The organism is Fodinicola feengrottensis (assembly GCF_039530045.1).
Taxonomy (GTDB): Bacteria; Actinomycetota; Actinomycetes; order Mycobacteriales; family HKI-0501; genus Fodinicola; species Fodinicola feengrottensis.
The window spans coordinates 222,928-243,813 of record NZ_BAAANY010000002.1 but is presented as its reverse complement, the minus strand read 5'-3'; the positions used below and the strand labels follow the sequence as shown (position 1 = coordinate 243,813).

Below are 20,886 nucleotides of genomic sequence, written 5' to 3'. Positions count from 1 at the left end.
CGACCAGAATGGGTGATACCGCAACGAAATCCGGCGGCCACGTGAAAACCGTGGTGGCCGCTGGGGAACCGCCGGCGATCGGCTTGGTGGGCCTCAGCAAGACGTACGGCTCGGTGCACGGCGAGGTGCCGGCCGTCCGGCGGCTTGACCTGGAAGTCGGGCAGGGCGAGTTCTTCTCGCTGTTAGGGCCGTCCGGCTGCGGGAAAACCACCACGATGCGGATGGTGGCCGGGTTCGAGGTGCCCACCACCGGTTCGGTGCACCTGCTCGGCGAGGACGTCACGTCCATCCCGGCGCACCGCCGGGACGTCAACATGGTTTTCCAGTCGTACGCACTGTTTCCGCACATGACGATTTTCGAGAACGTCGCTTTCGGCTTGCGCCGCAAGGCGGTCAGCCGCTCCGAGGTCACCAGCCGGGTGGGCCAGATGCTGGAGCTGGTGGAGCTCGGCGGCATGGAGAAACGCCGGCCCGGCCAGCTTTCCGGTGGCCAACAGCAGCGGGTCGCTTTGGCGCGGGCGCTGGTGAACAAGCCGCGCGCGTTGCTTTTGGACGAGCCGCTTGGTGCGTTGGACCTCAAGCTCCGCCAGTCCATGCAGATTGAGCTCAAGCGCATTCAGCGGGAGGTCGGCATCACGTTCGTTTACGTGACACACGACCAAAGCGAGGCGCTGACGATGTCCGACCGGATCGCCGTGATGAACGCCGGCGTGGTCGAACAGCTGGGCGGCCCGCGGGAGATCTACGAACGGCCGGCCAGCCGTTTCGTCGCCGGTTTCATCGGCACGTCCAACCTTTTGTCCGGCGCGGTGGCCAAAGTCGTCGACGGGCACGCGGTGATCGAGCCGGGTGACGGCCAACGGGTGCTGGTCGAGACCACCGCCGCGGTTGTCGGCGAAGAGCTCGAACTGACCGTACGCCCAGAGAAAGTGCGGCTGTCGGCGACCAAGCCGGACGGCGACTGCTGCCGGATTCTCGGTGATGTCACCGAAGTTGTCTACCTCGGCACCTCGACGAGCTATGCGGTGCGTACGGACACCGGCGCGGACATGACGGTTTTCCTGCAGAACGGCTCGGATGCCTCCGATGTGGCCGAGCGCGGCGACCGGGTGTGGCTTTACTGGCAGGCCCGGCATTCGTACCCGCTGACCCCGGTGCGTCCGGCCGAGGCGGCGGCGTGAATCGGGCCGCCTTGCACCGAGGCCTGACCATGTCCCGGCGGTCGTTGCTGTTGGCCGGCGGGGTGTCGCTCGGGTTGGCCGCGTGTGGAGTAAAAGGACAGCAGAAGCCGCCGCCGACGCAACAGGAAATCACCTCGTACTGGGCCGGCCAGAGCCGGCACGGCAAGCTGAACTTCGCCAACTGGCCGCTTTACATGGATGACAAGCGTACGCAGCTGAAACAGTTCACCCAGGCCACCGGCACCACGGTGAAATACCAGGAGGTCATCCAGGACGACCCGTCGTGGTTCGGCCGGATCCAGCCGCAGCTCGCGGCCGGCCAGTCGATTGGTTACGACCTGATGGTGATGACCAACGGCATCGAGCTGACCAAGATGCAGCTGCTCGGATATCTGGTGCCGTTGGATCACAGCCGGCTGCCGAATTTCGCCCAGTACGCGGGGCCGACGTACAAGAAAGAGATCTTCGATCCAGGGAATCTCTACACGATCCCCTGGACGTCCGGGATAACTGGTATTGGCTACAATCCGAAATACGTCAAGAAAGAAATCACCAGCATCGCCGACCTGTGGGATCCGGCTTACGCCGGCAAGGTGGGGATGTTCTCGGCGACCGACGAACTCGGCTATTTCGGCATGTACAAGTTGGGCATCAATCCGGCCAGCGCCGGCCCGGCGGACTGGAAAAAGTCCGCCGCGACCCTGAAACAACAGCGGGACAAGGGCATTGTCCGCGCGTACTACGACCAGACCTACATCAAGTCCCTGGCCAACGGCGACATCTGGATCACCATGGCATGGTCCGGCGACATCTTCCAACAGAACGTCTCCGAAGGCACCGGACTCAAGTTCGTCATTCCGAAAGAGGGCGGCTCGCTGTGGACCGACAACATGTGCATCCCGCTGACGGCCGAGAACCCGGTCGACGCGCTGCAGCTGATGGACTTCTTCTATCAGCCCAAAATAGCCGCTGGGCTGGCCGAGTACATCAACTACGTGACCCCGGTGCCGGCCACCCAGGCGGTGATCCGGGCGCAGGCGGCGGCGGCCACCGGTGACGACCAGGACTCACTGACGGAGATCGCGGACAGCCCGTTGGTCTATCCATCCGCGACCGACTACGCGCGGCTGCACAGTTTCCGGCCGCTGACGCCGACCGAAGACCGTACTTTCCAGGACATCTTCCAGCCCATCATCCAGGGGTGAGCGATGAACAGGCTGCGCGCGACGCTTTCACCGTACTTCCTGGTCCTGCCCGGCGGACTCTGGCTGGCCATTTTCTTCGTCATCCCAGCGGTCTTCATGCTGTCGCTCTCGCTGCAGACCGGTGACGTGGTCAGCGGCTTCAGCCCGACGTGGAGTTTCTCCAACTACACCAACGCGATCGGGCTCTATCACACCCAGCTCCTGCGGTCGCTGGCCTACGGGCTGGCGGCGACCATCCTCGCGATCGTGCTCGCCTACCCGATGGCGTACTGGATCGCTTTCCACGGTGGCACCCGCAAATCCACGTACCTGCTGCTCATGTTGTTGCCGTTCTTCGTCTCCTTTGTGTTGCGTACGACGGCGTGGAGCTTTCTCCTGTCAGACAACGGCATCTTGTTGGCGCCGCTGAAGTCCTGGGGGCTGCTGCCCGCGGACTTCCATGTCCTCGCGACCGCTCCGGCGGTGGTGTTGGGCCTCACGTACAACTGGTTGCCGTTCATGGTGTTGCCGATCTACCTGGCGCTGGACCGGGTCGACCACCGGATAGTGGAGGCCGGTCGTGACCTTTACGCGGGCCGAACAGCGATCTTCACCAAGATCATCCTGCCGCTGTCGCTGCCTGGAGTTTTCGCCGGTGTCATCATGACTTTCGTGCCGGCCAGTTCCGACTTCGTGAACTCCCAGGTGCTCGGTGGCACCGCGAACACCATGATCGGCAACGTCATCCAGTCGCAGTATTTCGTGGCCAGCAACTACCCGATCGCCTCGGTGCTCTCCTTCACTCTGATGGCACTGCTGTTGATCGGTATTTTCGCGTACGCGCGAGCGTTGGGCACCAAGGACATCATGGAGGCGGCGGCCCGATGAGCGTACTCACGCAAGAGCCACCGACCGCCGTCGCTGACGTGCCGGCGCGGGCCGCACGGGCGCGCCGGTCCGGTGGATATCTGCGGGTCTGGACCTGGGCGGTGCTGGCCTGGCTGTTCGTACCGGTCGCCGGCATGATCGTGTTTGGCTTCAACGACACCAAAGGTCGGTTCAACAACACCTGGCAGGGCTTCACCCTGCACTGGTATCGCGACCTCTTCGCCATTCCGGACCTGACTGTGGCGCTGCTGAACTCGGTCACGATCGCGTTGCTCACCGCGGTCATCGCCGGCGCTCTGGGCACTCTGATCGGGCTCGCGCTGGCCCGCTACCGGTTCCGCGGCGCCGGCATTCTGGACACCATCATGTTCGCCGCCATCGCCGCGCCCGAGGTGGTGATGGGTGCCGCGCTGCTGTCCATGTTCCTGAACCTGGACATTCCGCGGGGATATCTGACCATTCTCATCTCGCACGTGATGTTCTCGCTGTCCTTCGTGGCGATCACCGTACGGGCCAGGGCCGCGACTTTGGACCCCTCACTGGAAGAGGCCGCCCGCGACCTCGGCGCCGGGCCGTGGGACACCTTCCGGTTGGTCACCCTGCCGATGATCCTGCCCGGCATTCTTTCCGGCGCATTGCTGGCTTTCGCGCTGTCCATCGACGACTTCATCATCACCAGCTTCAATGCCGGGTCGACCGAGACCTTCCCGCTGTGGATCTGGGGCGCCACCAGGGTCGGCCTGCCGCCCCAGGTCAACGTGATGGGCACGCTGATCTTCGCCTTCGGCGTGCTGCTCGCGGCCGGTGGCGCGCTCGCCGCTCGTCGCCGCAAAGTCTAGATTTTCGACCTCCAGCCGGGCATCTTTCCTCGATGCCCGGCTGTTGTGCGCCTTCCCGAGTGATTCACGGTTGTGCGCGTATCGCTGCCCTTAGGGGAAACTTGGCGGCGCTGACCTCGAAAGACTTCAGGTGTTCCCGTCGATACCGGGAACCTTTCCTGGATCTTCCCGGTCGCCGCCCATCGCCAACGGCTCCGGCAGGCCGCAACCTGGACAGTGCTTGCCTGTTCTTCTTCTCTCGAAAGGAAAATGACATGCCCAACGGCTTGGACGAATTCGACCTGGATATTCGGCTGGAGGAGCCGAACTACCAGTCGCCGTGGTCCGGACCGGCACACACCTCCGGTCCGGTTGGTTGCGACGACTCGCACGACGCGACCTGTGGACTCTGCAACACCCACGGTTGGGACTGCCGGTAATTCCATGACAAGCCTGAAACCTGCGCCGGCGCCGTCCGGTCCGATGGCGCCGTGGCGTACGCCGCTGCCCGTGCCGTTGGCGGCGATCGCGGTCTCGACCGCGACCGAGGTGGCTGAGCGCCTGCGCGCGATGGGCAGCGCGCAGGCCCTCGGAACGCCGGTCGCGCCAACGCAGGCCGGGCTGGAATCGTCGGCGGGCGCCGCTGTGCTGCATGGGCAGTTGGACCGGCTGCGGCCGGGGCACGGCTGGGACCATGCCGCCCACGCGGCGCTCGCCGATGCCACCCGGGCCATCGAAGGGCCCTGGAGCGCCCACCCTGGACTCTTCGGCGGACTGGGCGGAATCGCTTTCACCGCCCACTGGCTCTCGCAGGGCGGCAGCCGATACCAGCAGTTGCTGGCAAAAGCGGACGACGCGATCGTACCGATCGCACGGGCTCGCGGCGAACAGTTGGCGAAGACCCCAACGGGCCTGCCGTCCCGGGCGTACGACGCCGTCGCCGGGCTGGCCGGGACGGCCGGCTATCTCCTTCGCAGGACCGAAAATCCGGCAGCTGTCCAGTCGTTGCGAGCCGTACTGGCCGGGTTGGTGGTGCTCACCGGCGAAGGGCCGGACGGGCCCAACTGGTTCACTCCGTTCGACGCGCTCGTACCGGAAAGCCCGATGGCCAAGGAATTCCGGGAAGGCGCCTACAACCTGGGCTTGTCGCATGGCATTCCCGGGCCGGTAGCAGTGCTGTCGTTGGCCGCGACCGCTGGCATTTCGGTGCCAGGACAGGAAGTGGCGATTGAGCAGGCCGTGCAATGGATCCTGAATCACCGCCTTGACGACGAATGGGGTCCGAACTGGCCGGCCGCCGTCCCGCCGTCCCAGCAAACTCGGGATCTGCCCTATCCGGCGCAGAGTGGATGGTGCTATGGCACTCCCGGAATAGCCAGGGTGCTGTGGTTGGCTGGCGCGGCCCTGGACGATGACAAGCTTCGATCGATGGCCCTGCAGGCGATGGCCGCCGTCTATCGCCGGCCATGGAAAGTCAGGATTGTCGGCCGTTCCCCAGGGTTGTGCCACGGCGTCGGCGGTCTGCTGCAGATCACCCTGCGGTTCTGGAATGACACCGGCGACGACCTGTTCGCGGCCGAGGCAATCGATCTTACTGAGAGACTTTTGGCCCTGTACCAACCAGAACGTCCGCTCGGCTATTTCGCATCGGAGGCCGGTGGTGAGCTGGTGGACCGGCCGGGGCTGCTGGACGGCGCGGCCGGTGCCGCCCTTGCCCTGCTGGCCGCGGGCAGCGACCGGGAGCCCGGCTGGGACCGGCTGTTGTTACTAGCGTGAAGGAGAAAAAGGTGGGTCGAGCGAGCCGACAGCCGCTGTATCGGCCGCTGGACTGGCTGATGGTGCGTACGCCGGTGCTCCCAGTTGAGCAGTATCTGGCGCTGGCCGGCCAACCGGAGCGTCAGTGGCCAACCGAAACCGCTCCGGGCTCGGCGGTGCCGGCCGACCCCCGAATGCAGCGCGCCCTCGCGGTCGGTGCCGGCGATCTCGTACGAGCGCTGGAAAACCCGCCAACGAGTGCGGCCGCGCAGCGGCGTTTGGCCGGGAAACTGTTGCGCTATCTCATCCGGATGTCCATTCGGCCGACGCCTTTCGGGGCCTTCGCTGGCGTCGGGCTGGCTGAATGGGGCGATCGTACTGACCTCTCCCTGAGCGCCGACCACCCGCGTACCCATACCAGGCCGGACATGGGCTGGCTGATGGATTTCGTCGCCACCGTGGAAAGACGTGCCGAAGTGCGGTCCGGTCTGAACTGGTACGCGAATCCGGCCGCGTTTGTCCGCGCCGATCGGCTCTTCCTCACCGAAAGAGCGACCATCGGCGATCCGGCTGAGGCCGGCCGCGCGGTTAACCTGCGAGCGACCGGGGCCGTACGCACGGCGTTGGAATGCGCTCGTACGCCTATCCCGTACGAAGAACTGATTGGCCACCTGTCGGCCAGCGGTGCGTCGCGTTCCAAGGTCGAACCGTTTGTCCAGCAACTGTGGGAACAAACGGTGTTGCTGACCGATCTGCGACCGCCGCTGACGATCGCCCATCCGGCCCGGTATGTGGCCGAGAAGCTGGCGAGCATCCCGACCGCCGCCGCCGAGGCCGGCGCGCTGGCTGACCTGTTGACCGAGATAGCCGACTGGGACCGGCTCGATCTCGATCAAGCCGCACCCGGCTATGCCAAGCTGGCAGCCAAAGCGCAGGCCGCTCACGAAGTCGTACCGAGCAAGGACGGCCCGGCCGGGAAAGGGCCGCTGCAGACGGACTTGGCGCTTTCACTGGAAAATCGCCAGGTCAGTGCTGCGGTGGCAAGCGAGGTGGCCACCCTTGCCGAGACCTTGCTCCGGTTGTCGCCGCGGCCCAATGGCTCCATCCATCTCGACGAGTATCGGTCTGAATTCGAGACAAAATACGGATCCGAGCGGGAGGTGCCGATCCTGGAGCTGCTCGATCCCAAGCTGGGCCTCGGCGCGCCCGGTCATTCGCACCGGCCGGCCCGTGCTTCGCATAGTGAGCAACCGTCCGTACGAGAGCGGACTCTGGTCGATCTCGCGTTGAATGCCATCAAAGACGGCCAACAGGTCGTCGAGTTGGACGCGGCGACAATGGACAAGCTCCAGGTCGAGGAGCTGAAACCAGCGAACGCGCCGACTTCGCTGGATATTTCGGCTTTCGTGCTGGCGAGGTCGGCCGCGGCGGTGGATGCCGGCGATTTTCAAGTGGTGATTGGACCGAATCTCGGTGCCGGCTCGGCCGGCCGGGTGCTCGGCCGGTTCGCGGACCAACTCGGCGCTTCGGCGGTGGCCGCGCTGCAGGCGGTGGCGGACGCGGAGACAGCCCGGGACAGCGAAAAGATCCGCGCCGAGGTGACCTACTTGCCACGCAGCTGCAGGCTCGCCAACGTCACCATCCGCCCACTGGTCCGCGACCGGGAGCTGGCGCTGGGCACCACGCCCGGCGCCGCACTGGACCGGCAGTTGCCGGTGAACGAGCTGACGGTGGGCATTCGGGACGGTCGATTCGTGATCCGTTGGCCGGCCGCGGATCGGGAGGTGGTGCCAACGGCCGGGCATATGCTGAACACTTCGAATGCGCCGGCCATCGTACGGTTTCTGGAAGAGGTCAGCCGTGACCACCGGACAACCTTCAGCTCGTTCGACTGGGGACCCGCGGCCGGATTTCCCTTCCTCCCACGTGTACAACTGGGCCGTGCCGTGCTCACCCCGGCCCGCTGGCAGATTCCCGCCGGCACCCTGGACTGCTCGGCGCCGCAGGCTTTCGCCGCCTCTTTCGGAAAATGGCGGGAGCGCTGGCAACCGCCGCGGTATTCGTATCTCGCCCTCGCCGACAACCGGCTGCTGCTCGACCTGGATGAGCCAGACCATCTCGAGCAACTTCGGGCGGAGAGCAGGAAAGCCGGCGGCGACGGTCCCGCGGTCCTGCTGCACGAGGCGTTGCCGGCGCCGGATCACGCCTGGGTGCCGGGCGCGGATGGCACGTACCTGAGCGAGCTGGTGGTCCCCGTTGTGTTGAACAGCGAAGAAAAACCGCGTGCCGCGCGAGCGCGGGCCGCGGCCGTACCACCGGTCGCCCCACCGCTCCCGCAGGCGAGGCTGTGGCCACCGGGCAGCGACTGGCTGTTCGCCAAGCTCTACCACCTGCCGCCGTACGAGCAGGACCTGCTGGCTGGTCCGATTCGTGATCTCGCCAGCGAGGCGACCGCCAATGGGCTCGCCGACTCGTGGTTTTTCATGCGTTACGAGGATCCGGAGCCGCATATCCGGGTGCGTTGGCACGGCAATCCCGACAAGTTGAATGACCGGCTCGCGCCCACCCTGTTGCGCTGGGGAGCCGATCTGGTGGCGCACGGCTATGTGCAACGGTTCTGCCTCGACACGTACGACCAGGAGGTGGAGCGCTACGGCGGTCCCGCCGCGATGGTGGTGTCCGAGCGACTCTTCGCGGCCGACAGCGTCGCCGTGGTGGATTTGCTGAGCCTGCTCGAACAACAAAAGTCGGACATCGACCGTACCGAGCTTGCCATCTACTCGGTTGACCGGCTGTTGGCCGCACTGGGCCTCGACACGGCCGAGCGTGAGCGCCTCTACGCCGCTGGATTGGTGGAACGCAAGGACACCTCGGAGGAGTTCCGGGCGCAGCAGCCCGCTCTGCGGTCGGTGCTCGGAGAGCCGGACTGGCTGCTCAACCAACCCGATGGTCCGGCCGCGCGGGAAATCCTCGCCGCGAGGGACACTGTTGTCGGGGCGGTGGCGGATGATCTGGACCAGCTAGCGGAGAATGCCGAACTTCTGCGGCCCAAGATTCACCTCGCCCGCAGTTTTGTGCATATGCACTGCAATCGGCTACTGGGCTGCGGCCACCCGCCGGAGCAGCGAGTCCTCGGTCTGGCTTTGCGTACCAGGGAAAGCCTCGTGCGCGCACCCTGGCGCCCGCGAGCGACTTGATGACGGCCGACGCGGGTCGGCCGCTGGTCGGGGTCGATGACCTGTCGCTGCCGAAATGGACGCTCATCGAGCAGCAAGTGGCCTCCACCAGTTTGTGGCGCACCTTACGGGCGCTGCCCGCGGGCGTACGACTGGTGGTCGGGTTGGCATGGCGGTCGTCCCGGTGGCTCACGGCGGCGGCCGGCGTGTTGGCGATAGTCAGCGGATGCGTAACGGCGTTTGGCTTGCTGGCGACCGCGGATGTGCTGACCTCGTTGTTGGCGAAGGGCCCGACGCCGGCGCTCGTGGTAGCGTCGCTCCCGGCCGTTGTCCAGGTGGTGGCGGCGTTTTCGGCGCGGGCCTTGCTGGAAGCCCTCAGCGGCGCGGCGCAGGCGGTGTTGAAACCTCAGGTTGAGCAGGCCGCGCAGGTCCAAGTGCATACGGCGGTATCGAAGGTGCCGCTGATTGCCTTTGAGGACAGCGATTACGCCGATTTGCTGCGGCAGAGTCTGCTGCATGGGGTCAACAGCATTGGGTCCAGTATCAAGGCGATCGCGGACATCAGCGGATCGGTGATCTACTTGTGCGCCGCGGTGGTCGCCGCCGGGCTGCTGCATCCATTGCTGGCACCACTGGTTTTGCTGGCCGTCGTACCGAATGTCTGGGCGTCCGCGCGGGCAGCCAAGCTCTCTTATCGTTCTTTCCTGCGGATGGTTTCCCGGCACCGGCGACAGAGCCTTGCGAGCGACCTGCTGACCGACCGCGACAACGCCGCCGAAATGCGCGCATGCACTGCTGGATCGGCGCTGCTGGGCGAATATCGCCGGATCAGCGACCAGTTGACCGCCGAATCGCGGCGGGTTGAGCTGGCGAAAACCCGTGTCCACTTGGTAGGACGCGCGATCGCTGGGGTCGGCAGCGGGGTTGCCTTCGGGGCGTTGGGGATGCTGCTCTATTCCGGCACGCTTGCGTTGGCGCTGGCAGGTGCCGCCATGGTGGCGATGCGGATGGCGGCATCGGCACTTGCCAACACAATGTTCGGCGTCAATACACTCTACGAGAACACGTTGTATCTGGAGCTCTATACAACTCTGCTGGAAGAGACCGCAAAACGTACGGCCACACCATCCGACCTCGCCGCGCCAGCCGATCCGCAGCGGATCAGCACCGAAGCGATGTCATTCACCTATCCTGGCCAGGACGCGCCGGCGGTGCGCGACATCGACCTGACGATCCACAAAGGACAGACGATCGCGCTGGTGGGCGAGAACGGATCGGGCAAAAGCACGCTCGCGAAACTGCTCACCGGGCTCTATCAGCCGACAACCGGGACCGTCCGCTGGGACGACGTCGACCTGACCACCGTCGACGAACTCTCGATCCACCAGCGCATCACCATGGTCCTGCAAGATCCAGCGCGTTGGCCGATGACCGCGGACGACAACATCCGCATCGGCCGCCTCGACCGCCTCGACCCGACCGGTGAAGCGCTGTCCCGGGCGAGGCGCGATTCCGGCGCCCATGCGGTGATCGAAGAACTGCCGCACGGTGGAAAAACCGTACTGTCCCGGAGCTTCAGCAACGGCCGCGACCTGTCCGGCGGTCAATGGCAGCGGATCAGCGTCGCCCGCGGCCTCTACCGGGACGCCCCGATCCTGGTGGCGGACGAGCCAACCGCGGCGATGGACGCCCGGGCCGAACATGCGGTTTTCCAGTCCTTGCAGCGATTGAGTGAGTCAGATGGCGACGCGCGTACGACTATTCTTATTACTCATCGGCTGGCCAACGTGCGGCACGCTGATGTGATCGTCGTGTTGGAAAAGGGCAGGATTGTGGAGCAGGGGACGCATGAATATTTGATGGCGTCCGAGGGGGTGTACGCGACTCTTTTCTCTTTGCAGGCGTCTGCTTACCAGGCCGAAGGGGTTGTTTGAGCCGCGCGGTTACATGGTGGAAGAGCGGACGACGAGTTCGGGGGCGAAGACTACCTGCTGGTGTTCATGTGTGGAGCCATCTCGTGCTTCGGAGAGGAGGAGCTCCGCGGCCGTACGGCCCAAAAGTTCTCGTGGTTGGCTGACTGAGCTCAGTGGTACGGCGGCGGCGCTGGCGAATTCGATGTCGTCGTAGCCGACGATGGCGAGGTCGTCGGGGACGCGGCGGCCCAGTCGTACCATTTGTTGCAGGAGGCCCAGGGCCAGCAGATCGTTGGCGCAGAAGGCAGCGGTGGGGCGGCGGGAGGCGGGTAGGCCGGCGAGGCGTTCGCCGGCGCGGCGGCCTTCGGCGACGTTGAGGGCGGTGGTTTCCAGCACGACGAGGTCGCCCTTTCCGGATTGTGCCAGGGTTTCCCGGGCGCCGCGGAGTCGGTCGGCGACTTGGCCGATGCCGATGGGGCCACCGACAAAGGCGATTCGGCGGTGACCGCCGTCCACCAGGTGGGTGACCGCGAGTTCGCCGCCGAGCAGGTCGTTGACGGTAACCGAGCAGCTGCCGGGACCGCCGGCGCGGTCGACCACGATGACTGGCATGCCGCGTTGGCGCAGGAGGTCGATGCGTTCCTCGTCGCCGGCCAAGGGGGTGATGAGCATGCCGCCGACCCGTTGTTCTTCCAGCAGGTCAACGTAAGCGGCCTGACGGCTCGGATCATCGCCGCTGTTGCAGAGAAAGACCGCCATGCCGGCCGCGTCGGCGACCTGCTGGACACCGCGGGCAACGTCGGTGAAGAACGGGTTTCCGCCGTCCAGCACGACAAAGGCGATCGTACGACTGCGGCCGGAGCGCAGTTGCCGGGCCGATTCGTTGCGGACGAAGCCGAGGGACGCAATTGCTGCCTCGACGCGGGCGCGAGTCCGCTGGCTGACCTGTTCCGGCCGATTCAGCACGTTGGAGACGGTGCCGAGCGAAACGCCCGCCGCCGCGGCTACATCCTTGATGCTGGGTGCCCCGGCGCCCGTCATGTGCGTCTCCGCTTCGGCCATCGTCAGGCGTATTTGAAACGTATTAGGCGGCGATGCTAACCAGCGGGCCTGGTAGACGCAAGGGTGTCGATCACTGGCCACCTTTGGACATGAATCATTTCACCGCGGGTGGGATGTGCGGAGAGCGCCTTGACGAGGCTGTACGCGCACCCTAGCGTGCTGCTGAAAGGTTTCACCCGAGGGCCCGGATTCGCGGAGGTTTGGATGACTTCAGTGCCTGAGACACTGCCGCGGGTGCGGCCACGCAAGGCCAAAATTGGCCTGGTGGCCGGCGGCCTCGGCGCGTACTGGCCACAGTTTCCCGATCTGCTTCCCCAGCTTCAGCGCTCAGCGACGCGAGTGGGAGAACGACTGCGGGCGCTGGGCGAGGACGACTTCGAGGTGGTCGATGTCGGATTCATCTCCGATCCGTACGAAGGCGCGGCGGCGGCCGAGCGGCTGCGGGTCGCCGGGTGTGACCTGATTGTCGGTTTTCTGACGACGTACATGACGGCGTCGATGCTTGCTCCGGTAGCGCAGCGAAGCGGTGCGCCGGTGCTGCTGATCAACCTGCAACCAACCGAAAAGATGGACCACGACACCTTCGATACCGGCGCCTGGCTGGCCTACTGCGGCTCTTGTCCGTTGCCGGAAATGGCCAACACCTTTCGCCGGGCCGGCATCGACTTTCGGAGTGTGTCGGGCTTTCTGGAGGACGAGCGGGCGTGGACCCGGATCGGTCGGTGGGTACGGGCAGCGGCTGTGCGTGGCGCGCTCCGGCACGCCCGGCATGGGCTGATGGGCCATCTTTACCCTGGCATGCTGGATGTCTCCACCGACCTCACCTCGGTTTCCGCGCAGCTTGGCGGACATGTCGAGGTGTTGGAACTGGATGACCTTCGAGTACGGGTCGAGAAAGTGTCAGATGCCGAAGCGGTCGCCCGAATGGACTTGGCGCGTTCGGTTTTCGACCTCGATGACACCGTCGATGAGACCGATTTCGCTTGGGGCGCTCGGGTCTCGGTCGGCCTCGACCGGCTGGTCGAGGATTTCGGTCTGGATTCGTTGGCCTACTATCACCGAGGTTTGGCCGGCGAGCAGCATGAGCGCCTGGGCGCCGGCCTGATTTTGGGCGCATCGCTGCTGACCGCGCGCGGAGTCCCGGCAGCTGGCGAGTACGAACTGCGGAATTCGCTGGCCATGCTGATCATGGACCGCCTCGGCGCCGGTGGGTCGTTCACCGAGCTGCAGGCGCTGAACTTCCTCGACAACGTCGTGGAAATGGGCCACGATGGCCCGGCTCACCTGGCCATCAGTGGTCGCCGCCCGCTGCTGCGCGGGCTGGGTGTCTATCACGGAAAACGTGGCTGGGGTGTCTCGGTGGAATTCGACGTACGGCAGGGGCCGGTGACAGCTTTCGGCCTCGGGCAGGCGAAAGACGGCAGTTACCTGATGGTCGCCTCCGAGGGCACGGTGGTGCCTGGCCCGCTGCTGAGGATCGGCAACACCACCTCACGGGTGGATTTCGGCTGCGATCCAGGAGAATGGACTGATTCCTGGAGCGCTTCCGGTGTTGACCACCACTGGTCGCTGGGCACCGGCCACCGCGCCGCCGAACTGGCCGCGGTGGCCGATCTCCTCGGCCTGGACTTTCGCGAAGTGCGAGTTTAGGCCACGATCCTACGAAATCAGGTCGGGTTCGCGGTCGGCTTTGCGCAGCTGGTACGAGCCGACCACGAAGAAGATCACGCCCACCAGGATGATGGCGAGCAAGGGCAGCACCTGGCTGAGAGTGTAACCGAGCCGCTGCCCAGCGAAACTCGCCGGCAGCGAGTCGTCCGGACTGCCGGACGTGCCGAACCAGCCGACGCCGAAACCGGGCCACAGCAAGACAACCACGGTGAACAGCACGATCAGTCCGGTGACCGACGAAACCACCCACGCGCCGATGCGGCCGCCGGGCACCTGGTACGGCCGGGGGAGGTCGGGCAGTTTGCGGCGCAGCACGGTCAGTGCCGGGAACATCGCGATGTACGTGAAGAAAGTCGTCGAGATCGCGAGGCCGAGGGCGGCGGAGAAGTATTTCTGACCGTCGCCGGAGGTGAGTACGCGCGCCAACACCATCATAATCGTCGACAGGATGCCGGACAGCACGTTGATGCGGACCGGCGTGCCGAATCGCGGTGAGATTTTTCCCAGCCAGGCCGGGCCGGCGCCGTCCGTGCAGGCCACCGCCTGGGCCCGATCGCCGCCCATCGACCAGGTGACGCCACTGGTGAGCAGGCCAATGATGAAGCCGGCAGCGCAGATGCCGGCGAACACCGCGCCGGCGCCGGACAACTCAACCGTGCCGTCGGAGTGGACACTTCCGCCGTAGACGGTGAAAACCGCCTTCACCGCGTCCAGGAATCCACCTAGCCCGTTGATTTGTTTGGCCGGCAGCACCAGCAGAATGCACAGGATCGGTCCGCCGTACAAGATGAACGCGCCAAAGCCGGTGCGCAGCACGGCGAAGGGGATGTCCCGCTGCGGGTTGGTCATCTCCTCTGCCGCGTTGCTGGGGAGTTCGAAGCCGACGTAGTTGAAGATCAGCACCGGTACGAGCGCGATGAATCCGAGATAGCTGGGCGCGAAAGCGCTGCCGGTCAATGGCTGGATGCCGTGTTGTACGCCGTAGACAATCGCAGTGACAACAAAGAAGCCGAGCATCAGGATGCGTACGAACGCGCCGGCGGTGGGGATCCATTTGCCGATGTTGAGGGCGGCCAGCACGCCCAGCACGGTCGCCCAAATGAAGACCAGACCGCCCAGGTAACCCCAGAATCCGGGCAGCGGGAAGAAAAACGTCTGGAAAGTGGTCACCGCGAGAATGCACAGCGTGCCGCCCACCCAGACCGGGTTGGAAAACCAGTACATGACCTGGTTGATCGCCGCCACGAACTTGCCGAAGGCGAGCTTGGTCCACACGTACGGCCCGCCCTCGACCGGGATCGCGGTGCTCAGCTCGGACACCAGCATTCCGTACGGCAGCAGGAAAACCGCGGCGAGGATCACCATCCACACCAAGCCCTGCGGGCCGTGTGCGGCGACCGAACCAATGGTGTCCAGGCCGACCATCGTGCACACCAGGAAGGCCAGCACATCGAAGCGCCGAAAGGTCTTGCGCAGGTTTTTGCGCTGGTTGTCCCATTGCCGGCTCAGGGTTGGGCTCGTCGACATCGCCACACCTCGTACTGACTACTCGATCAGTAAACTGTTGGAGTCACTGTGTGGGCAGGGTCGCCGGTTGTCAAGGTCGCCGGTACTGTTCCGGAGGTGGAACGGGAGCGGAAAGCGGTGGCGGTCCGGCGGGACGAGATCCTTGCCGCGACGCTGGACCAGGTGCGCGAGCGCGGCATCGCGGGCACCAGAGCGGCCGAGATCGCCAAGGCGCTGGGCGTGAGTACGGCACTTATTTTCTACCACTTCGGCACCATCGAGAACCTGGTCGCCCAGGCTTTCGCGGCGGCCGCTGAGCAAGATCTCGCGGCCCTGGATCGGACCCTCAAGAAGACCAGTGGTGGCGCCGAAAAACGGCTCCGGGCGGTGCTGCGGCAGTACGGTCCGACCGGCGACGCGGCCGGTTGGACGCTGTGGATCGAAGCTATCGCGGCCGGCCTGCGTGACCCGATTCTGGGTGACGTGGCGCAGCGGCTGGACCTGCGGTGGCGGGAGACGGTGGCCGACCTGATCGTCGAGGGGGTGGCCAGCGGGGAGTTCCGCTGCGCCGATCCGCGGGCCGCCGCATGGCGGCTGACCTCGCTGCTGGACGGCCTCGCGGTGCAGTTGGTGGCCCGTCCCGGCGCGATCACCCGGCGCGAGGTGACCAGTTGGCTGCAGGACTGCCTCAAGGCCGAGCTGGGCATTTAGGAGTCCTTGACGGATCGGCCCATACTCTCGATACTGACTAATCAATCAGTCAGTAGCGAGAGGTGTCCATGGCCGCGTATCTGGAGGTCACCTGGGTCGATCCAGTGACCGGTACGACCGGTTTCCTGGTCATCGACCGGTTGGTGCGCGGAGTTTCCAGCGGTGGGCTGCGGATGCGCGCGGGCTGCACGCTCGACGAGGTGCGTGGGCTGGCCGCCGGCATGACGTTGAAAGAAGCGCTGCATTACGACTCGACGGGCCGGTACGTGCCGCTCGGTGGCGCCAAAGGGGGCATCGACTTCGACCCGTACGATCGCAACGCCCGTGAGATTCTGGGTCGTTATCTCACCGCGATGCGGGCGCTGATCGAGCGGCATTGGACGATGGGCGAGGATTTCGGGCTACGCCAGGACACCATCGACGACGTGCTCGGCGAGATGGGCATGGGTAGTTCGATCCAGGCGGTCTATCCGTTGCTGGACAACGAAAAGCAAGCTCGCGACCGGCTCGCGGCGGCGTTCGGGGTGAAGGTCGACGGCGTGCCGCTGGATGAACTCGTTGGCGGGTACGGCGTGGCCGAAGCGACTTTGGCTGCGCTGCCAGCAAAAGACGGGCCGGTACGGGCGGTGGTGCAGGGTTTCGGGTCGATGGGTGGGGCCACCGCGCGATATCTGGCCGCTGCCGGAGTTCTCGTGGTGGGCATCGCCGACCGGCACGGCGTGGTGGCGAATCCGGCCGGCCTGGACGTGGAAAACCTGTTGCGGCACCGCGATCCGCTTGGCGGCATCGACCGGATGGGACTGCGTCCCGGGGACACCACGCTGCCGCTGGACGATTGGCTCGCGGTGCCGGCCGAGGTGCTGGTGCCTGCGGCCGTTTCCTATTGCGTGGACGAAACGAACTGCGATCGGGTCGCGGCCCAGGTGATCGTCGAGGCGGCGAACCTGCCGGTGACCGCCGCCGCGGAGCGGTCGCTGGCCGCTCGCGGGGTCACCATCATCCCGGATTTTCTCGCGAATTCAGCCACAAACGCCTGGTGGTGGTGGACTTTGTTCGGAGACATCGAGCCGACCGCGGAATCCGCCTTTGGCAAGATCCGGCAGCGGATGCGCGCTCTCGTCGCGGCCACGCTGGCCCGGCCTGGCACACCACGCGCCGCCGCGCTGGCGCTGGCCGCGCAAAATCTGGACCGGATCGCCGTACGATTCCCGTCGTGAGCAGACAAATGACCGGCGGCGAGGCCCTGGTGGCCGGGTTGGCCACCCACGGCGTGGACACCGTTTTCGGGATTCCCGGCACTCACAGCCTGCCGATCTACCCGTATTTCCAGCAGTACGGCATCCGGCATGTGCTGACCCGGCACGAGCAGGGTGCCGGCTATGCCGCTGACGGCTATGCCAGGGTGAGCGGCCGGCCGGGCGTGGTAGTGACGACCACCGGTCCGGCGATCCTCAACGCGGCGACCGCCGCCGCACAGTCCTATTCGGACTCGGTGCCGGTGCTTTTCCTTTCGCCAGCGGTGCCGGTCGACCATCCCGGCCGCGGAAACGGGCTGTTGCATGAGGTCAAGGATCAGCGGGCCGCGATGGACGCGGTCACCGCCGGCAGCCATCGGGTGCACAGCGTCCAGGAGATCCCGGTCGCGGTGGCGCAGGCTTTCGCCGATATGCGTACGGGCCGGCCGCGACCTCGGCATATCGATGTGCCGCTGGATCTTCTCGACCGGGTCGCGAGCGTACGGCTGCCGGCGCCCATCCGGGTGGCCACCGCGATCGCGGACCCGGCGGCGATCTCCGAGGCCGCGCACATGCTGGCTGACGCTCAGTTTCCGGGCATCATCGCCGGCGGGGGCGTACGAGCCGCGGCCGCGGAATTGGCGAGGGTGGCCGAGTCGCTGGGCGCGCCGGTGATCGCGAGCACCAACGGCAAGGGAATCCTGCCGGCTGATCATCCGCTGTCGCTCGGCGCCGGCCTGCACCATCGCGCGGTTTTCGACTTTGTCGCCGAATGCGATGTGCTGCTGGCGATCGGCACCGAGTTGGCGCCTTCCGATCTTTTCGCCGGTGGCCTGGAGTTTCGTGGCAAGCTCGTACGAGTGGATATCGACCCGGCGCAGTTGCTGACGAACGCCGAGCCGGACCTGGCGATCGTTGGCGATGCCCGGCAGGCGTTGACCGAGCTGGCTTTGGCTTTGCCAGCAAGGGAATCGACGCAGCGGCCAGCGCAGTGGCGGGAACGGGTCAGTGCGCAGGCCGCCATCGAAGGCGCCCCATGGAGGTCCATTGTGGACAGCCTGGCGGCGGCCCTTGGGCGGGACGGCGTGGTCGCCGCCGACAATGCGATGGTCAGCTATTACGGCGCACTGTCGAACCTGCCCGGCTATCGGCCCGGGTGCTTTCTTTTCCCCACTGGGCTGGGAACCCTCGGCTACGGCCTGCCAGCCGCGATTGGCGCGAAGCTGGCCGAGCCGGACACTCCAGTGGTGGCCCTGGAAGGCGACGGTGGCCTGATGTTCACCGTCGCGGAACTCGCCACCGCCGCCCAGCTGGGGTTGCCCTTGCCCGTACTGATAGTGGACAACGGCGGCTATGGCGAGATACGCAACGAGATGGCCGAGCGTGGCGACCCGGTCCACGCGGTCGACCTCGGCCATCCCGATTTCGTTGCGCTAGGCCAGTCTTTGGGGTGCCACGCGATGACGGCCGGCGACCTCACCGAGGACATCACGAACGCCCTGGCCGCCGATCGTCCCACCTTGATTCATATTCAGAGTGCGCGGCGGTAATACTCGATGGTGTCGGCGGCCATCCGCTTGCTGATCGTGGCGTCGACGATCATCCCGGAGCCGTGGAAAGTGCCCGGGTAGAGATGCAGCTCGGTGGCGACCCCGGCTTGTACGAGCCGTTGCGCGTAAATCATGCCTTCGTCGCGCAGCGGATCGAATTCGCAGACGCTGACGTAAGCCGGAGGCAGCCCGGAAAGATCCTTGGCGCGGGCGGGCGCCGCGTATTCGGACACCGCGTCGCCGCCCGGCTCGACCTCTTCAGGAAGGTAGAAGCGCCAGCTCGCGGTCGCGTTCGGGCGGTTCCACAGAGGAGTGTCGGTGTAAGCGACCATCGACGGCGTCGTGAGCCGGTCGTCCAGTTCCGGTACGCCGAGGATCTGCGCCTTGATCGCCGGGCCGCCGCGGTCCCGCGCGAGCAGCGCGGTCGCCGCCGCGAGGCCACCGCCGGCGCTGTCGCCGCCGACTCCCAGCCGGGTCGGGTCTATGCCCAGGTCAGCGGCCTTGGCGGCGGTCCACAGCAGGGCCGCGTAGCAGTCTTCCAGGCCGGCCGGGAACCGGTTTTCCGGAGCCAGCCGGTAGTCGACCGACACCACGACCATGGACAGCTGGTCCGCGAGTCGCTGGCCCAGCGGATCGACCTGGTCGAGGCTGCCCAGGATGAAGCCGCCGCCGTGGATGTAGACCAGGCCCGGCAGGTCGCCGCCGTGCTCGGCCGGCGCGTACACCCGTACCGGCACGTCCGGGCCACCGTCCGGGCCCGGGATCGTCAGGTTCCGGATCTCCAGCGGCTGCGTCGGCTCGTACGTGTGCTGGGTGAACAGCTGCGGGATGCCGCCCGAGCGCAGAGCGGCGAGGTCGAGGTTGGCTATGTCGATCTTGGGCAGCATCTCCACCCAGGGCCGCAACTCCGGATCAAATGCATACGTCATGGTGTCCTCCTTCTCGGCTATCTAAAGCAAGGATGGTCCCTTCCGCTACCGGAAAGCAGCCGCCAGCTGGCGGGCATCGCGGCCATCCGCGAGCCAACTGGCGGGTTCACGGCGTAGGGTCCGGCCTATGGAAGGGTTGATCCTGCGGCTGTCCGCCTTGGACGCCGACGCGGAGAACGCGCTGCGAGTGATCGGCTTCTTCGACCAGATGATCACCGGGCCGACCGATGTGGACACGCTGGTACGCAATGCCGCGCGGCTCGCGGAGTGCCCCGCGGGCGTACGGGTGGACGGCGGTTTGTTCGTACGAGCGGACCCCAGCGGCCGGCTCAGCACGGCCGGCAAGGTGCCGGCGTCGGCCATCCGCCGCAAGTTCGCTGGTGGGATGACGATCTGGCTGGAGCGGGCCAGCGATCCGTTGCCGCTGGACGCGATGGTGCTGGAGCGTTTCGCGATCACCGCGGCCGCGCTGCTCGACCACTCCCGGGTGCCGGCGCCCGAGCTGGGCGATCCGGCGCTGGTGGAGCTGGCTTTGTCTGACAGCGCTGGCATCGCTGAGCGCTCGCGGGCACTGCAGTTGCTTGGGCTCGCGCCGACCACACCGGTTTTCGTGCTGGCGGTGCGAAGTTCGACGACGTCCGGGTTCGACGAGGTGGTTGCCGCGCTCGGCGGCCGACCCGCCGGCGTACGGACGGCTGATCTCGGGCAGCAGCGGGCGGCTCTGGTGAGTTGGCTTTTCCCAGACACTGAACCGCACATCCGGCCGCCGGCCGGGACGATCGTCGGAATCGCCGAGCGGACGCCGGCCATCGAGGCGCCGCGGGCCTGGCGGTCCGCGCGTACGGCGGTGCGTTTGGGCACGGCAGTACAGCCGGTCGTACGAGCCGCCGAGCTCGGCGGTTTCGCGCTGCTAGCCGAAAGGCTCACTGCCGCGGACATCGCGACGGTGGCCGATGTGACAGCTCTGGACCAGCTCGCAAGGGGCGCGAGCGGCGCGGAAACCCTGGATATCCTGATCGCGGTGGAGGCAACGGACTCGGTTCGCAAGGCGGCGGCCGCCGTGTTTCGGCACCACAGCACGGTGGCCGCGCGGCTCGCGCTTGCCGAGTCCGTGCTGGGTTTTCGCGTGGACACCCCGGCCGGCCGTGCTCGGCTGCAACTCGCGCTCGTCCTGCGTCGAATCCGGGACACCGCGGGCCCGACGTAAGGTCCAGGAGGTAACTTCCGGTCCGAAGGGATATTAGGGTGTGTCTCCTAACCCCAGCCGGCGCTTGGATCTCGACCCTCATCCACCTGGAATTAGGAGA

Annotated in this window: 16 protein-coding genes; 13 read left to right on the top strand and 3 right to left on the bottom strand. The window is 66.2% G+C overall.

Features of this window, described 5'->3' with window-relative positions:
- Positions 1–8: 8 nt before the first annotated feature.
- The 8 genes from ABD301_RS03590 (at position 9) to ABD301_RS03555 (ending at position 10,936) form a co-directional block, all read left to right on the top strand.
- Entirely contained in the window at positions 9–1,181 is a 1,173-nt protein-coding gene (locus tag ABD301_RS03590; RefSeq protein WP_163567384.1) for an ABC transporter ATP-binding protein, read from the top strand.
- A complete protein-coding gene (locus ABD301_RS03585) occupies positions 1,178–2,386 on the top strand; it encodes an ABC transporter substrate-binding protein (protein ID WP_279579554.1) in 1,209 nt (402 codons plus the stop codon). The genes ABD301_RS03590 and ABD301_RS03585 overlap by 4 nt, the downstream gene beginning before the upstream one ends.
- Positions 2,387–2,389: 3 nt before the next feature.
- Positions 2,390–3,253, top strand: a complete 864-nt coding sequence (locus tag ABD301_RS03580; RefSeq protein WP_163567385.1) for an ABC transporter permease — start codon at positions 2,390–2,392, stop codon at positions 3,251–3,253.
- Positions 3,250–4,092, top strand: coding sequence for an ABC transporter permease (locus ABD301_RS03575; RefSeq protein WP_344307089.1), 843 nt, complete (start codon positions 3,250–3,252; stop codon positions 4,090–4,092). Before ABD301_RS03580 ends, ABD301_RS03575 begins: the two co-directional genes overlap by 4 nt.
- 254 nt (positions 4,093–4,346) lie before the next feature.
- Positions 4,347–4,511 carry a hypothetical protein gene (locus tag ABD301_RS03570; protein ID WP_163567386.1) on the top strand — a complete coding sequence of 55 codons (165 nt, stop codon included), beginning with the start codon at positions 4,347–4,349 and terminating at the stop codon, positions 4,509–4,511.
- 4 nt (positions 4,512–4,515) lie between these two features.
- Positions 4,516–5,847 (top strand): lanthionine synthetase C family protein, encoded by a 1,332-nt coding sequence (locus tag ABD301_RS03565; protein WP_163567387.1) that lies wholly within the window; start codon positions 4,516–4,518, stop codon positions 5,845–5,847.
- An 11-nt stretch (positions 5,848–5,858) separates the two neighbouring features.
- A complete protein-coding gene (locus ABD301_RS03560; RefSeq protein ID WP_344307086.1) occupies positions 5,859–9,023 on the top strand; it encodes a lantibiotic dehydratase in 3,165 nt (1,054 codons plus the stop codon).
- Positions 9,023–10,936 carry an ABC transporter ATP-binding protein gene (locus tag ABD301_RS03555; protein WP_344307084.1) on the top strand — a complete coding sequence of 638 codons (1,914 nt, stop codon included), beginning with the start codon at positions 9,023–9,025 and terminating at the stop codon, positions 10,934–10,936. Before ABD301_RS03560 ends, ABD301_RS03555 begins: the two co-directional genes overlap by 1 nt.
- Before the next feature lie 9 nt (positions 10,937–10,945).
- Here the strand turns inward: ABD301_RS03555 and ABD301_RS03550 are convergent, their stop codons facing one another.
- A complete protein-coding gene (locus tag ABD301_RS03550) occupies positions 10,946–11,956 on the bottom strand; it encodes a LacI family DNA-binding transcriptional regulator (RefSeq protein ID WP_344307082.1) in 1,011 nt (336 codons plus the stop codon).
- A gap of 225 nt (positions 11,957–12,181) precedes the next feature.
- On the opposite strand from ABD301_RS03550, the gene ABD301_RS03545 reads away from it, so the two are divergent.
- Positions 12,182–13,627, top strand: a complete 1,446-nt coding sequence (locus ABD301_RS03545; protein ID WP_344307080.1) for an L-fucose/L-arabinose isomerase family protein — start codon at positions 12,182–12,184, stop codon at positions 13,625–13,627.
- A gap of 9 nt (positions 13,628–13,636) precedes the next feature.
- Here the strand turns inward: ABD301_RS03545 and ABD301_RS03540 are convergent, their stop codons facing one another.
- Entirely contained in the window at positions 13,637–15,175 is a 1,539-nt protein-coding gene (locus tag ABD301_RS03540) for an APC family permease (RefSeq protein ID WP_344307078.1), read from the bottom strand.
- 96 nt (positions 15,176–15,271) lie between these two features.
- Here ABD301_RS03540 and ABD301_RS03535 point away from each other — a divergent pair, with 96 nt between their 5' ends.
- The 3 genes from ABD301_RS03535 (at position 15,272) to ABD301_RS03525 (ending at position 18,650) form a co-directional block, all read left to right on the top strand.
- Entirely contained in the window at positions 15,272–15,865 is a 594-nt protein-coding gene (locus ABD301_RS03535) for a TetR/AcrR family transcriptional regulator (RefSeq protein WP_279579563.1), read from the top strand.
- Positions 15,866–15,933: 68 nt separating this feature from the next.
- On the top strand, positions 15,934–17,082 hold the full coding sequence (locus ABD301_RS03530) for a Glu/Leu/Phe/Val dehydrogenase dimerization domain-containing protein (RefSeq protein WP_344307075.1): 1,149 nt from the start codon (positions 15,934–15,936) through the stop codon (positions 17,080–17,082).
- A complete protein-coding gene (locus ABD301_RS03525; protein WP_344307072.1) occupies positions 17,079–18,650 on the top strand; it encodes a 5-guanidino-2-oxopentanoate decarboxylase in 1,572 nt (523 codons plus the stop codon). Before ABD301_RS03530 ends, ABD301_RS03525 begins: the two co-directional genes overlap by 4 nt.
- Here the strand turns inward: ABD301_RS03525 and ABD301_RS03520 are convergent.
- The gene (locus tag ABD301_RS03520; RefSeq protein WP_344307070.1) at positions 18,632–19,579 is read right to left on the bottom strand and encodes an alpha/beta hydrolase; all 948 of its coding nucleotides are present in this window, start codon (positions 19,577–19,579) and stop codon (positions 18,632–18,634) included. The genes ABD301_RS03525 and ABD301_RS03520 overlap by 19 nt on opposite strands.
- A gap of 127 nt (positions 19,580–19,706) precedes the next feature.
- Between ABD301_RS03520 and ABD301_RS03515 the strand changes: the two genes are divergently transcribed.
- Positions 19,707–20,786, top strand: a complete 1,080-nt coding sequence (locus ABD301_RS03515) for a helix-turn-helix domain-containing protein (RefSeq protein ID WP_344307068.1) — start codon at positions 19,707–19,709, stop codon at positions 20,784–20,786.
- The last annotated feature ends 100 nt before the right edge of the window (positions 20,787–20,886 follow it).

Bases quoted from the DNA above. Each gene is read 5' to 3' on its own strand.
- ABD301_RS03590 (WP_163567384.1), top strand. From the start codon at position 9: ATGGGTGATACCGCAACGAAATCCGGCGGCCACGTGAAAACCGTGGTG.
- ABD301_RS03580 (WP_163567385.1), top strand. From the start codon at position 2,390: ATGAACAGGCTGCGCGCGACGCTTTCACCGTACTTCCTGGTCCTGCCC.
- ABD301_RS03575 (WP_344307089.1), top strand. From the start codon at position 3,250: ATGAGCGTACTCACGCAAGAGCCACCGACCGCCGTCGCTGACGTGCCG.
- ABD301_RS03570 (WP_163567386.1), top strand. From the start codon at position 4,347: ATGCCCAACGGCTTGGACGAATTCGACCTGGATATTCGGCTGGAGGAG.
- ABD301_RS03565 (WP_163567387.1), top strand. From the start codon at position 4,516: ATGACAAGCCTGAAACCTGCGCCGGCGCCGTCCGGTCCGATGGCGCCG.
- ABD301_RS03555 (WP_344307084.1), top strand. From the start codon at position 9,023: ATGACGGCCGACGCGGGTCGGCCGCTGGTCGGGGTCGATGACCTGTCG.
- ABD301_RS03550 (WP_344307082.1), bottom strand. From the start codon at position 11,956: ATGACGGGCGCCGGGGCACCCAGCATCAAGGATGTAGCCGCGGCGGCG.
- ABD301_RS03545 (WP_344307080.1), top strand. From the start codon at position 12,182: ATGACTTCAGTGCCTGAGACACTGCCGCGGGTGCGGCCACGCAAGGCC.
- ABD301_RS03540 (WP_344307078.1), bottom strand. From the start codon at position 15,175: ATGTCGACGAGCCCAACCCTGAGCCGGCAATGGGACAACCAGCGCAAA.
- ABD301_RS03530 (WP_344307075.1), top strand. From the start codon at position 15,934: ATGGCCGCGTATCTGGAGGTCACCTGGGTCGATCCAGTGACCGGTACG.
- ABD301_RS03520 (WP_344307070.1), bottom strand. From the start codon at position 19,579: ATGACGTATGCATTTGATCCGGAGTTGCGGCCCTGGGTGGAGATGCTG.
- ABD301_RS03515 (WP_344307068.1), top strand. From the start codon at position 19,707: ATGGAAGGGTTGATCCTGCGGCTGTCCGCCTTGGACGCCGACGCGGAG.